We start from the raw sequence: 12,529 nt of genomic DNA, 5'->3' as shown, positions 1-12,529 counted from the left end.
CTGAGCCGTAAAAGATCAAAAAGGGGTTTTAAGAAGGCCAGAGCATGTTCGTGAGCTCCGCGTCCAGGTCCATGAAGTCGGTCTCGCGGCCGGCCGGCACCTTCTCGTAGGTGCGGTGGAGGAACTCGGTCAACGGCGCCAGCGGCACTTCGAACAGTGCCTGCCCGAACGGCGACGTCAAGCTGATGTGCAGGGTGCGCTCGCCGTCGGCGCGTGCGGGCCAGACCTGCACGTCGCCGTCGCCGACGCGTCGCACGATGCCGACCGTCAGCAACTCTCGGGCAAAGATCCACTCGACCGGTTCGTCGTTCCCTACGTGGAAGGCCATGCGGATGGCGTACGGGTCGTCGGCTGTGTAACTCAGTCCGGCGAGCAGGGGGACGGTAGTACGGTCGGGGACCACAAGCCGAAGGCCAAGCTCGGCGGAGACGGTGGTGCTGTTCATCGTCAGCCAAACCTTTTCGTCGAAGGTCCCCTCTTCGGGGCTATCACTGCTCTGACGGACTTCGTCCTGAGCTATCACGCGGAACGAAGAAACCTGTAGGAAAGATTCCGCTCCTAGGCCCTTCTGTAACGCACATCACAGCTGGACATTTAGGCATCTACCTGGCTAAACGGCATCAATCGGGTCGTATTTACAAGGGTTTTGCGCTTCGTGGAGCCTGTTCCGGCGAGCCCACCAAGAACGTTCCTTGAGAAAAGATCACGATCGGCACCTACCGGAACACGACGATGGTATGCCAACGAGCCGCCGCACCGATGGGCAACCGCACCCTTTCCCCGAATCACCACCCGCGCCTCCCGCCGCTTCGCGACCAGTCCCGGAGTGCGGTATGGTTTTCCCGTCGGCGCCGCAAGGGGCCGCAGGGCGGGCGATTAGCTCAGCGGGAGAGCGCTTCGTTCACACCGAAGAGGTCACTGGTTCGATCCCAGTATCGCCCACCAGCACGTCAGCGGCCCCATCTTCCACCAGGGAGATGGGGCGTTTTTAATGATCGTGCGTCACCCATGCGGCGAAATTGCTCGCTGTGGTGGTTGACGCGCCCCGGCAGTCGGCCTCCACGCCCGGCTGGACTCCAGATCCACAACGCACAGTCACGCCGAAGATGAGGCGCGCTGTCCGTGCACGATGCCGAAGACCTCTTCGGCATCGGATCGAACCCGCCGCTGGACGCGTTCCGTACTCCCACCGCGCAAGGCGCGCTTTCGGCTTACTGCCCAGTGAGGGGAGCGGGCAAGGATGAAACGGACGCTGACTCTACTGCTGCCGGCGCTGATCTGCTCGGCCTTGTCCGCGTGCCAGAGGGATGCGGAACGAGTTGACCTCAGCCCCGTGCCCGCCGTCCCCTCCGGACCCTCAAGGCGGTTGCGGGCAGAAGGCCCCGATGGAGTTCATCGGAGACAGCGGCCCCCGAACAGGACCTGCTCGTATCGGGGTGGGAATCGCTCCTCACACGGTCAGCGCCTGGCGGACGGCAGATTCGGCCTCCTCACCGCCCCGGCCCGACGACGTCACCCGCCCGGCTTCCAGGACGTAGTACCGCTGTGCCGCCTTCACCGCGAAGCCCACGTGCTGTTCGACCAGCAACACCGACATCCCGCTACGTCCGGCCAGCGCCAGGATCGTCTGTTCGATCTCGATGACGACCGACGGCTGGATGCCCTCGGTCGGCTCGTCCAGCAGCAGGAGCCTCGGCTCGGTGATCAGTGCCCGGGCTATGGCCAGCTGCTGGCGCTGGCCGCCGGAGAGCAGGCCCGCGCGGCGGTTCATCAGGCCGGCCAGTGCGGGGAACAGGTCCAGTGCCTGCGCTGTGGCGGCCTTCCCGTTACGGCGGCCATCGGCGATGAGCTGGAGGTTCTCCGCGGTGGTCAGGTGTGGGAAGCACTGCTGTCCCTGCGGGACGTAGGCCATTCCCCGGGCCACCCGCTGGTGCGGGGCCAGCCCGGTGATGTCCTCCCCGCCCAGCCGGATCGTGCCCGTACGGGGTTTGAGCAGGCCGATGGCCGCCCGTAGCAGCGTGCTCTTGCCGGCGCCGTTGTGGCCCAGCACCGCGGTCACCCCGTCGTCCTGAACGGCCAGGGACAAGTCGCGTAGAACGATGCTCCGGCCGTATCCCAGGTCGATCCCGTCGAACTCCAGCATCACGCCTCCCCTACGGCCGCGGCGCTCGCGCCGGCGTGTCCCAGGTAGACCTCCTGCACCTTCGGGTCCGCCTGCACCTGGGCGACGCTGCCCTCGCTCAGCTTCCGGCCCGCGTGCATGACGGTGACAGTACGGGCGAAGCGCCGCAGGAAGTCCATGTCGTGCTCGATGACCACGACGGTGCGCTCCTTGCTGAGCAGCCCGAGGAGTTCGCCGGTGGTCTCGCGTTCATCGTGGCTCATGCCGGCCACCGGTTCGTCGAGCAGCAGCAGCTTGGCGTCCTGCACCAGCAGCATGCCGATCTCCAGCCACTGCTTCTGGCCATGGGCGAGGGTGCCGGCGAGCTTGTTCCGCGCCGTGGCCAGCCCGATCGCCTCCATCGCCTGGGCCACGCCCTCCGGCACGCTCTTGCGCCTGCGCAGCATGGTCAGCGGGCCGCGGCCGGTTCCCGCGGCGATGTCGAGGTTCTGCAGCACGGTGAGCTCCTCGAACACGGTCGCGGTCTGGAAGGTACGCCCGATGCCCAGCCGGTTGATGTGGTGGACCTTCCGGCCGAGCAGCTCCTGACCGCCGAACGAGGCCGAGCCGGAGGCCTTCACCAGGCCGGTGACCGCGTCCACGAGGGTGGTCTTCCCGGCGCCGTTGGGTCCGATGATGAAACGCACGTCGCCGGGTGGGACGTCGATGTCCACGCCGTCCACGGCGGCGAAGCCGTCGAAGACCACTCTCAGGTCACGGATCCGCAACCCGGCGGCGCTTTCGGTGCTCACTGGGTGACCTCTCTCGTGTCCGCAGGGGCAGGGGCAGGGGCAGGGGCAGGGACGCCGATGGGTGGTGCGGTTTCGCCTGCTGGTGCCGCCCTCCGGACGGGGCCGTCGGCGGGTGTAGCCCTCCGGGCGGTGCCGCCGGAGGCACGGCGGCGCCGGATGAGGCCGGCCACGGATGCCAGGCCACCCGGTAGGAAGGCGATCAGGAGCACGAACAGCAACCCTTCGAAATACGTCCACGCGGCCGGGAACTGCTCCGACAACGCGGTCTTCGCCCATGCCACGCCGATCGCGCCGAGAACCGGTCCGAGCAGGGTCGCCCGGCCGCCGACGGCCACTCCGACGACGAACTCGATGGAGGGCACGACGCCGATCAGCGCGGGGGAGATGATACCTACCGCGGGCACGAACAAGGCGCCGGCCAGGCCCGCCATGCCCGCGGCCACGACATAGGCCACCAGCTTGACCTTGGCGGGGTCGTAGCCGAGGAAGCGGACCCGTTCCTCGGCATCGCGGGTCGCGACCAGCAGCTCGCCATAGCGGCTGTGCATCAGCTGCCGCGCCGCGGCCAGCATCAGCAGCAGGCAGCCGGCGATGATGAAGTAGACCATGCGCTGGTTGAGCGGGTCGTCGAGGTTGTAGCCGAAGAAGCCCTGGATGTCGGTCAAGCCGTTGGTGCCCCCGGTGGTTCCCTGCTCACCGATCAGGAAGATCGCCATGGCGGCGGCCAGTGCCTGGGACAGGATCGCGAAGTAGGCGCCGCGAACGCGCCGGCGGAAGACCAGCGAGCCGAGCAGGAACGCCAGGAACATGGGCAGCAGCACGACGGCCGCCATCGCGAAGAACGGGCTGGCGAACGGTTCCCACCACCAGGGCAGGCGCTCCACCTGGCCGTAGAGCTGCATGAAGTCGGGCAGATTCCCGGGACCGGCGTCGGCGAGCTTGAGGTGCATCGCCATCGCGTATCCGCCGAGGCCGAAGAACACGCCCTGGCCCAGGGCGAGCATCCCGCCCCGGCCCCAGACCAGGCCGATGCCGACGGCCACGATCGCCATGCAGAGGTACTTGGCCAGCAGGCTCAGCCGGAAGTCGCCCAGGACCAGCGGTGCCACCGCGAAGAGCGCGACGGCGGCGAGGGCGAATCCGGCCCCCGTACGAGTCGGAGAGCCCGCGGCGAACCGGCCGCCCCAGCGTGCCAAGCCGTCGGCGCTCATGCCAGGCTCCGGGTACGCAGGGTGAACAGGCCTCGTGGCCGCCATTGCAGGAACGCCACGATGGTGAGGAACACCAGCACCTTGGCCACGCTGAGAGTGGTGGAGTACTCCACCAGCGACTGCATCAGGCCGAGAGCGAAGGCCACGACCACCGTGCCCTTCAGCTGCCCGATGCCGCCGACCACGACGACGAGGAAGGCGTCGATGATGATGTTGGTGCCCATCGTCGGTCCGATCGGGCCGACCAGAGTCAGCGCGACCCCGGCGATGCCGGCGAGCCCGGAGCCGATGAAGAAGGTCAACCGGTCCACCCGGCCGGTGGGTATCCCCGACGCCGCGGCCAGATCGCGGTTCTGCACGACGGCGCGGATGCGACGGCCCAGGGGGGTCATGCGCAGCAGCAGGGTCAGCGCGGCGACGGCCAGCAAGGCCAGGGCGAGGATGAACAGGCGGCTGTTGGACAGCACCAGATCGCCGGCACCCGTCGAGAAGATCTTCGTGCTGCCGCTGAGGAGCTCCGGTGCGCGCGTCTGCACGTTGGGGGCGCCGAAGATGTCCCTGGCCAGCTGCTGCAGTATGAGTGAGACACCCCAGGTGACCAGCAGAGTGTCCAGCGGCCGGGTGTAGAGCCGGCGAATGAGCAGGAATTCCAGCACGACGCCCATCGCTCCGGCGACGAGGAACGCCACCGGCAGGGCGACCAGCAACGACGCTCCGGCGTTGGTGATGATCTGTTGCAGGACGTACACGGTGTACGCGCCGGCCATGATGAACTCCCCGTGGGCCATGTTGATGACGTTCATCTGGCCGAAGGTGAGCGACAGGCCCAGAGCGATGAGCAGCAGCACCGCGCCGATGCTGATGCCGGTGAACAGTTGGCTGAAGACCAGCGTCACAGGTCGAACCTCCGGATCGTGAGGGGGCGGGCTGTGCGCGGGTGAGCCGGATCGGTCCGGCTCACCCGCGGTGGTCGGCCGTCAGGTCAGGCTGCCGGCCCAGCTGTAGCCCTTCAGGAACGGATCGGGCTTGACCGGCTCGCCGGAGTTCCACACCTCCGTGATCAGGCCGTCAGAGCCGATCTTGCCGATGCGGGCGGTCTTGTAGACGTGCTGCGTCGGGCCGTCGACCGTGACCTTGCCCTCCGGCGCGTCGAAGGTGATGCCGCCCCCGGCGCTGGCCGCCTTGACCTTCGCGACCTCGAAGGAGCCGGCCTTCTCCACCATCGCCTTCCACAGGTAGACCGACACGTAGGCGGCCTCCATCGGGTCGCTGGTCGGCTTGTCCGCGCCGTACTTGGCCTTGTAGGCCTTGACGAACTTCTCGTTGGCCGCGCCCGGAGTGGTCTGGTAGTAGTTCCACGCCGTCAACTGGTCGGCCAGGTACTGGGTGCCGATGCTCTTGACCTCTTCCTCGGCGATGGACACCGAGAGCACCGGCATCTTGTCGGCGGTCAGGCCGGCGGACTTGTACTCCTTGAAGAAGGCCACGTTGCTGTCACCGTTGAGGGTGTTGAACACCGCGCTGGCACCCGCGGCCTTCACCTTGTTGGTGATGGTGGAAAATTCGGTGGAGCCCAGCGGCGCGTAGTCCTCGCCGAGCACCTTCATGCCGTTGGCCGCGGCGTACGCCTTGATGATCTTGTTGGCGGTGCGCGGGAAGACGTAGTCGCTGCCCACCAGGTAGAGCGAGGTCTTGCCCTGGGCCTTCAGGTAGTCCAGCGCGGGCACGATCTGCTGGTTGGTGGTCGCGCCGGTGTAGTAGATGTACGGCGACTGCTCCAGGCCCTCGTACTGGACGGGGTAGAACAGCAGCGCCTGGTTCTTCTCGTACACCGGCTTGACGGCCTTGCGGCTGGCCGAGGTCCAGCACCCGAACACCGCGGCCACGTGGTCCTGGCTGATGAGCTTCTGCGACTTCTCGGCGAAGGTGGGCCAGTCCGAGGCGCCGTCCTCGCTGATCGGCTCGATCTTCTTGCCGAGCACACCGCCGGCGGCGTTGATCTCGTCCACAGCGAGCATGAGGGAGTTCTTGACGGTCACCTCGCTGATGGCCATGGTGCCGGACAGCGAGTTGAGCAGTCCGACCTTGACGGTCGAGCCCGAAGTGTCGGCCGCAGCCGGGGCAGTGGGGGTCTGGTCGGTCCTGCTGCCACACGCGCCAAGCGTCAGTGCGGCGGCGAGAATTGCCGCACCCGCCGCCGCGCGGCGTCCGCGAACCCGGTACATGGAAACCTCCTCCGCTCCACTCAGGGAGCGTGAACCGTGGAATTCGATGACGAAGCCACGCATTGCTGAGTCGCCGTTTCGCTAAAAATGCATGCGATCGATTGGCATAGTCAGCGTCAATGAACACCATTACGAGGACGTTTCGCGGTCCTTAAGTGGCTGTTTCGAGCTGATTTAACAGGGCGTCTATCCGAAACAAAAAAGCCGACGCACAAATCATGTGCGCCGACTTTTTCAAAGAATGGTCTAACGGCGGCTGCGCGGGCTGGGTCGAAAGCGCCCGCCCGGGCTCGTCGCATGGCACTCGCAGCCATCCGACCTGCGAGTCTCTCGCAGATCCTTCCTGTAGGAAGTATCTTGGGGTGTGGCGTGTACGCTGTCAAGCCCGCTTATAACTGGGCCACCACGTCGAACTCCAGCCCTTGTGCCTCGGCCAGGTAGATGCGCTGGCGCACGTGCCGGCGCCGCATTCGCAGCAATCCGCGCGGACCTTCGTAGGAGACCGCGTCGGCGTGGCCCACGATTGTCCGCACATCCAGGGTTCCGGCCCGCTCGATGAGCGCCGACAGCAGAAGCACTCCTTCGTAGCAGGACTCGCCGAGACTGCCCAGCGGCGGCGCGTCCACCCCGAAACTGCGCGCGTACCGTCCATGGAAATCCAGATTCTCCGAAGTCGCCAGGGAGGCGAAGAAGCCCGCGGTGCTGTACAGCCCGCTGGTCGCCGAGGAGCCGCTGGCCAGCAGCATGCTCTCGTCCATCAGCGTGCTCAGCCGCAGGCACCGCTGGTCCAGCCCGCTGCGGGCGAACGCCCGGTTGAAACGCACCGCGTCACTGCCGACCAGCAGCATCAGCACCGCGTCGCCCTCGCTCCGCTCGATGTGCCGCAGCACCTCGCCGAAATCGTGGGTGCCCAGCGGCAGGTAGGACTCGCCGCAGATGACCGCCCCGCACTCCGCCGCGTACCGGTGGGCGGCCCGCGCGGTACCGCGTGGCCAGACGTAGTCGTTGCCCACCACGAACCAGCGCCGCAGCCCCCGTTCCCGTCCCAGCAGCCGCATGGCCGGGTACAACTGGTCGAGCGGGGTCTCGCTGGTCATGAACACGCCGTCGGTACGCTCGCCGCCTTCGTACAGCGCCGTGTAGACGTACGGCACCCGGTGGGCGACGCGCGGCGCGACGGCCTGGCGTACCGAGGAGATATGCCAGCCGGTGACCCCCTGCACCGCGCCCAGCGACACCAGCGCCTCCACCTCGGCCGCCACCCGATCCGGCGGGGCGCCGCCGTCGACCGGCACCAGACGGAGCTCGCGCCCCAGCACGCCCCCTGCCCGGTTCACCTCGTCAGCGGCCAACTCCGCGCACAGCTCGCAGGCCGGCCCGAACATCCCGGAGGGGCCCCGCATCGGTACCACCAGCGCCACGTTCACCGTCTCGCCGCTGAGGTCGACCACATCGGCGAGACCACGCGGCGACGGGTCCGGCGGTCCGGGGACCTGCCTGTCAAACCGGGGCATGACGCCATGCTTCCTGGTCAAGGGCATGAATTCCACACCATTCCGGAAGCTGCAACCGGTCTGTAGCATGAGAAAACTTCCCCGATCAAGGAGGGTCATGGCTGTTCCGGGTACGCGTCAGCCGCCGGATCTGATCCATCTGCTGACGCAGGCCGAACGGCTTCTCGGCCGGCGCCTCGCCGCCATCCTCAACGCCGAGGGCTGCTCGCTGGACGCCTGGCGGGTGATCACCCTGCTCGCCGACGGCACCGGCCACCACATGACCGAGGTCGCCGAGCACGCCTTCCTCCCGCCGGGCACCCTGACCAAGCTCATGGACCAGCTCGCCGACGACGGTCTGGTCTATCGCCGGGTCGACGACATCGACCGGCGCCGCATTCGCGCCTACCTCACTCCGCGTGGCCGCGGACTCCACCGGCAGCTCAGCAGGCAGGTGGAGGCCGGCATGAGCCGGCTGCTCACCGCGAGCGGCGAACAGGACCTGCTCAAGGACCTGCTGACTCGCCTTGTCGACTCCCTCGCCCACCCGCCGGCCTCCCGATCGGAACCCGCCGCCGAACGTGTCGGTTGACGGTCGCGGATGCTCCGCACCGATGCGGGTGGCGGATCGTGGTCTCCCCACGCCCGCGGTCCCCAGCAGCGCATCCAGCGGCGGGCCAGACGTGGTCAAGCCAGGCCTGATAGCCGCCACCGGCAGGATGCGCTCGACGTCGACTGCGGAGGGCAGGACGTTACCCGTATATTCAGCGAAAGGTACCGAGTGGCCCATGGCTATATCCCGGTATCCGATGAAACGGGCGATGTCTGGACGGTCCAGTAGTTCGCGTCGTGTCTGGATGCCGTTCGGGTCATACTCCATGAGAACCACATGCTTTTCGTCGAACATCCAGAAATCGAAATCCGGGATTCCTGGATGGAAATGTCGGTGAGGTCCGCAATCCTGAAGTCCTGAAGCCACGCACCCGGGTCAGCCACGCGTCGTCATCTGGGATGTGCAGCCGTCCCGTGGCCAGGAAGGAGGTGAACTCCTCCTGCTCGCCCGGCATGGAGTACACCGCGCGAGTCTCCAACCGCCAGGCCGAGGTCTGGAAGCCGTCGAAGCGGTGTAGCCCTGAACGGCCACCATGCCGCTGTCGGGCATCGCGAAGACGGTCGGGCAGTCATCCCGCCCGCGATCTTGACCAGGTTCATGGTGACCTCCTGTAGCCGACTGCTCGCTCGGAAGTCAAGTCGAGGATTCCTCGCGGTCAATACGATCCGGAATATTCGTGAGTCGGAATATCGGGGATCAAAATCGCCGCTCAGGCTCGCGGTCAGAGCGGTCAGAGCGGTTGGCAGGCTCGCTTCTGGGCGGCGGGTGGTGCGGGGCGGCGGGGTCCGCCGGGAGGCGGACGGTGAACACCGCTCCGGCGCCCGGCCGCCCGTCCGCCGTGATCGTCCCGCCGTGCCCGTCCACCACTTCCCGTACGAGGGCCAGCCCCAGCCCGAAGCCCCGGCCCACGAACCGGGTGAACAGCCGCTCGGAGTCGTGCGGATCCAGGCCCACGCCGTCGTCCCGCACCTTGAGCTCCACCACCTCCGAGCCGCCGGAGACCGTCACCCAGATATGACCCCCCATGCTCGTATGGCCGAGCGCGTTGTCGAGCAGCGCGGCGATCACCCGGCGCAGCGCGGACTGGGCCCCGCGCACGATGGGCTCGTCGAGCCCCTGGCGGCGTACTTCGATCGTCACGCCGTGCGCCGCGGCGCGCGCCGCCTCGGCGACGGCCTGCTCCTCGGCCAGCGCGGCCAGGTCGACCGGGACGAACGGCCGGCGCAGCTGCTTGAACTGGGCCGACACCAGCAGGTCCTCGACCACCTCGCCCAGTTGCCGGGTGCCGGTGACCAGCTGGTCGACCTCGTCGATGACCAGGATCTGGTCGGTTCCGCGCCGCAGCTGGCGGGCGACGAGCTGGGCGCGGGTGTGCAGGCGGGTCAGCGGGGTGCGCAGCTCGTGGCTGACGTCGGCGGCGAACCTGCGCTGGCGGGCCAGGGCCTCGCCCAGCGGCGCGATCGCCCGGCGGGCGAGGACCTGGCCGATCAGCAGCGCGGCCAGCAGCCCGGCGAGTTCGGCGGCGCCGAGCGTGCGGAGCAGCCGATGACGTTCGGCGGCCTGGTAGCGAAGGTCCATCACCGCCTGGACCGCCACGTCACCGTGCCGCTCGGTGCGGACGAGATAGCTCTGCCCGGCCAGCTCGACCTGGCCGACCTGCGGCGGGCTGCCGGCGGCCAGGTACAGCGCGCTGTCCAGGGGGAGCGCCTCCGGTGCCCCCGGAGAGCTCTGTACGGTGCCGTCGCGCAGCTCGAACAGCCAGACGCAGGGGGGAGGGTGGGTGACGGAGCCGTTCCGCGTCGCGGCGGCCAGGTCACGCCGCGCGGAGTCGTGCTGGTCGTTCACGGTGACGCCGTAGACCACCGCTGCGAACAGGGCGAGCACCAAGGAGATCGCGCCCGCCACCTGTACGGTGATCCGGCGGCGGGCCCCGATCAGCAGCCGTCGCTCCGGATCGGCCGCCTCCCGCCCCCTCACAGCTCACCCAGGCGGTAGCCCACACCCCGTACGGTGCTGACGATGCCCGGTCCCAGCTTGCCGCGCAGATAGTAGACGTAGGTGTCCACGATCGCGTCGGTGCTGGCGCCGTCGAACACCCGCTGCCGCAGCGAGGCCCGCGTGTGCACCTGCCGCGGCCGGATCGCCAGCGCGTGCAGCAGCCGGCACTCCTGGCCGGACAGCGTGACCTCCTCGCCGGTCGGCAGCCGTACGGTGTGGGCCGCCGGATCCAGCCGGCCCGCGCCGACGGGCAGCAGCCCGGCCTGGTCCAGGTTCCTGCGGTGCAGCGCGCGCACCCTGGCCAGCAGCTCGTCGATCTCGAACGGCTTGACCAGGTAGTCCTCGGCGCCCGCGTCCAGCCCGGCGACCCGGTCGGCGACCGTGCCGAAGGCGGTCAGCAGGAGCACCGGCACGGTGACGGCCTGCCGGCGCAGCCGCCGCAGCAGGTCGATGCCGTCGACCACCGGCAGGCCCCGGTCGAGGATCATGGCGTCGTAAGCGCGGCTCAGTCCCAGGTGCAGGCCGCGCTGCCCCTCCAAGGCCAGGTCGACCGTGTATCCCTCGTCGGTGAACAGGTCTACCAACATGCCCCCGAGCTCGCGGTCATCTTCGACGAGTAACAGCCGACGGGAGGGTGAGCCGGCTGTTCCCGATGTCGCAGCCACGGACCCACCGTGGCATCACTGCCGCAGAATTACCAGGGTCCCGACAGGCATTGACATTTCGTGAAATGAAGATCAGGCCGACGTCGCCTCCTTCAAGGGGCGTGGCTCTTCGGGTTCGGTTCTCCTGGCCTGTTCGAGGCGTTCCGGCAGCGCCAGCTTGTACAGCGGCAGGGCCCCCGCGGTCGTGAGCACGGCCACGAGCACCAGCATGGCGAACAGCTCCTGCGTGATCATGCCCTGTGCCAGGCCGATGTTGATGAAGATGAGGATCATCAGCCCCCGCGCGTTCATGAGCGCGCCCACCGCGTACGACTCGCGCCAGCCGAACCCCATCCCCCTCATCGCCAGCGCGCAGCCGAAGTACTTCCCGCTGAAGCCCGCCGCCAGGATCAGCGCGAACGCCAGCAGCATGGTGCCACCGGCGATGCCGTTGAGATGGGTGTTCAGCCCCGAGAACGTGAAGAAGACCGGCAGCAGCAGCGTCGAGACGACGTCCATCATGCGGCCGTGCAGCACCTTGCGGAAGGCCGGATCGCGGGGCATGGTCAGCCCGGCGAGGAAGCCGCCGAAGACGGCGTACACGCCGATCCAGTCGGTGAGCCAGCCGGCGGTGAGCGGCACGAGGATGACGACGTACATGGCGCCGGGGCCGAGCTGACCGGTGCGCACGAAGCTCGCGCCCAGGGGCCGCAGCAGCGGGCGGACCACTGCCAGCATCACCACCGCGAACAGCGCGGACAGGCCGATGGTGCGCAGGGCGCCACCGGAGCCGGTGCCGAGGTGGATCGCCGACAGCACGGCGAGGATGCACCAGGCCAAGGCGTCGTCGATGGAGGCCGCGATCAGCGTGAGCCGGCCGAGCGGGGAGTTCTCCAGCTTCCGCTCGTACAGGATTCTGGCCAGCATGGGGAAGGCGGTCAGCGACAGCGCGCCGCCGACGAACAGGGCGAACTCCCACCGGCTGATGTCCGGGCGGGAGAGCAGGTCGTACAGGACCAGGCCGCTGCCGGCGCCCAGGACCAGGGAGGGGAGGATGCCCGAGGCGGCCAGGACCGAACCCCGGCGGACCTCGCCCGGTGACCGCGCGCTGTGGTCCAGCCCGGCGCCGACCAGGAACATGTACAAGGTCAGGCCGATGGTGCTCAGCACGTACAGGACCGGTCTGACCTCCTTGGGGAACAGGGCGGCCTGGGCCTCCGGGAACAGCCAGCCGAACAGCGTGGGGCCGAGCAGGACGCCGGCCACCATCTCGCCGAGCACCCGCGGCTGCATCACCATCAGCGCCAGCCGGCCGCAGACGCCGGCGACCAGCAGGATGACGACCAGGGCGGGCAGCACCTTGAGGATCAGTTCGAGGTTCGGGTCACCGGCGGCGACCAGGGCCATCGTGGGCATTCCATTTCTCCGCTCG

General features: G+C 68.2%; 12 protein-coding genes, 1 tRNA gene and 1 pseudogene. 2 read left to right on the top strand and 12 right to left on the bottom strand.

The window, feature by feature from the left end:
* Nucleotides 1-28: 28 nt before the first annotated feature.
* Nucleotides 29-445, bottom strand: coding sequence for an SsgA family sporulation/cell division regulator (locus KME78_RS44975; RefSeq protein ID WP_020547189.1), 417 nt, complete (start codon nt 443-445; stop codon nt 29-31).
* 425 nt (nt 446-870) lie between these two features.
* Here KME78_RS44975 and KME78_RS44970 point away from each other — a divergent pair.
* Nucleotides 871-945: transfer RNA gene (locus KME78_RS44970), tRNA-Val, on the top strand.
* Nucleotides 946-1,450: 505 nt separating this feature from the next.
* Here the strand turns inward: KME78_RS44970 and urtE are convergent.
* The 6 genes from urtE to KME78_RS44940 all read right to left on the bottom strand — a co-directional run bounded on the left by urtE (nt 1,451) and on the right by KME78_RS44940 (nt 7,863).
* Nucleotides 1,451-2,143 (bottom strand): urea ABC transporter ATP-binding subunit UrtE, encoded by a 693-nt coding sequence (gene urtE / locus KME78_RS44965; protein WP_219536076.1) that lies wholly within the window; start codon nt 2,141-2,143, stop codon nt 1,451-1,453.
* A complete protein-coding gene (gene urtD / locus KME78_RS44960; protein ID WP_219536075.1) occupies nt 2,143-2,913 on the bottom strand; it encodes an urea ABC transporter ATP-binding protein UrtD in 771 nt (256 codons plus the stop codon). Before urtD ends, urtE begins: the two co-directional genes overlap by 1 nt.
* Entirely contained in the window at nt 2,910-4,124 is a 1,215-nt protein-coding gene (urtC, locus tag KME78_RS44955) for an urea ABC transporter permease subunit UrtC (protein WP_219536074.1), read from the bottom strand. The genes urtD and urtC overlap by 4 nt, the downstream gene beginning before the upstream one ends.
* A complete protein-coding gene (gene urtB / locus KME78_RS44950) occupies nt 4,121-5,020 on the bottom strand; it encodes an urea ABC transporter permease subunit UrtB (protein ID WP_219536073.1) in 900 nt (299 codons plus the stop codon). The genes urtC and urtB overlap by 4 nt, the downstream gene beginning before the upstream one ends.
* A gap of 81 nt (nt 5,021-5,101) precedes the next feature.
* Entirely contained in the window at nt 5,102-6,349 is a 1,248-nt protein-coding gene (gene urtA, locus KME78_RS44945) for an urea ABC transporter substrate-binding protein (RefSeq protein WP_219536072.1), read from the bottom strand.
* Nucleotides 6,350-6,738: 389 nt separating this feature from the next.
* Complete coding sequence (locus KME78_RS44940; RefSeq protein WP_246653310.1) at nt 6,739-7,863, bottom strand: substrate-binding domain-containing protein; 1,125 nt, start codon at nt 7,861-7,863, stop codon at nt 6,739-6,741.
* A 97-nt stretch (nt 7,864-7,960) separates the two neighbouring features.
* On the opposite strand from KME78_RS44940, the gene KME78_RS44935 reads away from it, so the two are divergent.
* Nucleotides 7,961-8,434, top strand: coding sequence for a MarR family winged helix-turn-helix transcriptional regulator (locus tag KME78_RS44935; protein WP_219536071.1), 474 nt, complete (start codon nt 7,961-7,963; stop codon nt 8,432-8,434).
* Nucleotides 8,435-8,611: 177 nt separating this feature from the next.
* On the opposite strand, the pseudogene KME78_RS68245 reads toward KME78_RS44935, so the two are convergent.
* The 5 genes and pseudogenes from KME78_RS68245 to KME78_RS44920 all read right to left on the bottom strand — a co-directional run.
* A pseudogene (locus KME78_RS68245) lies at nt 8,612-8,776 on the bottom strand (DUF6879 family protein); the annotation flags it as partial.
* The gene (locus tag KME78_RS68240) at nt 8,712-9,023 is read right to left on the bottom strand and encodes a DUF6879 family protein (protein ID WP_372455086.1); all 312 of its coding nucleotides are present in this window, start codon (nt 9,021-9,023) and stop codon (nt 8,712-8,714) included. The gene KME78_RS68240 and the pseudogene KME78_RS68245, both read right to left, overlap by 65 nt.
* Nucleotides 9,024-9,151: 128 nt before the next feature.
* The gene (locus KME78_RS44930) at nt 9,152-10,432 is read right to left on the bottom strand and encodes a sensor histidine kinase (RefSeq protein ID WP_219536070.1); all 1,281 of its coding nucleotides are present in this window, start codon (nt 10,430-10,432) and stop codon (nt 9,152-9,154) included.
* A complete protein-coding gene (locus KME78_RS44925) occupies nt 10,429-11,118 on the bottom strand; it encodes a response regulator transcription factor (RefSeq protein WP_308127372.1) in 690 nt (229 codons plus the stop codon). The genes KME78_RS44930 and KME78_RS44925 overlap by 4 nt, the downstream gene beginning before the upstream one ends.
* Nucleotides 11,119-11,190: 72 nt before the next feature.
* On the bottom strand, nt 11,191-12,513 hold the full coding sequence (locus KME78_RS44920; RefSeq protein WP_219536068.1) for a cation:proton antiporter: 1,323 nt from the start codon (nt 12,511-12,513) through the stop codon (nt 11,191-11,193).
* Nucleotides 12,514-12,529 lie beyond the last annotated feature (16 nt).

Origin of the sequence: Nonomuraea guangzhouensis, from assembly GCF_019396345.1 — a bacterium.
In the GTDB taxonomy this organism is placed as follows: Bacteria; Actinomycetota; Actinomycetes; order Streptosporangiales; family Streptosporangiaceae; genus Nonomuraea; species Nonomuraea guangzhouensis.
Note: the sequence above shows the minus strand (reverse complement) of the source record. Positions and strands in the feature narration are given on the sequence as shown.

What these genes read in the sequence shown, in the direction of transcription:
- KME78_RS44935 (WP_219536071.1), top strand. Translation starts at nt 7,961, where the DNA reads ATGGCTGTTCCGGGTACGCGTCAGCCGCCGGATCTGATCCATCTGCTG.
- urtC (WP_219536074.1), bottom strand. Translation starts at nt 4,124, where the DNA reads ATGAGCGCCGACGGCTTGGCACGCTGGGGCGGCCGGTTCGCCGCGGGC.
- KME78_RS44920 (WP_219536068.1), bottom strand. Translation starts at nt 12,513, where the DNA reads ATGCCCACGATGGCCCTGGTCGCCGCCGGTGACCCGAACCTCGAACTG.
- KME78_RS44975 (WP_020547189.1), bottom strand. Translation starts at nt 445, where the DNA reads ATGAACAGCACCACCGTCTCCGCCGAGCTTGGCCTTCGGCTTGTGGTC.
- KME78_RS44940 (WP_246653310.1), bottom strand. Translation starts at nt 7,863, where the DNA reads ATGCCCCGGTTTGACAGGCAGGTCCCCGGACCGCCGGACCCGTCGCCG.
- urtA (WP_219536072.1), bottom strand. Translation starts at nt 6,349, where the DNA reads ATGTACCGGGTTCGCGGACGCCGCGCGGCGGCGGGTGCGGCAATTCTC.
- urtE (WP_219536076.1), bottom strand. Translation starts at nt 2,143, where the DNA reads ATGCTGGAGTTCGACGGGATCGACCTGGGATACGGCCGGAGCATCGTT.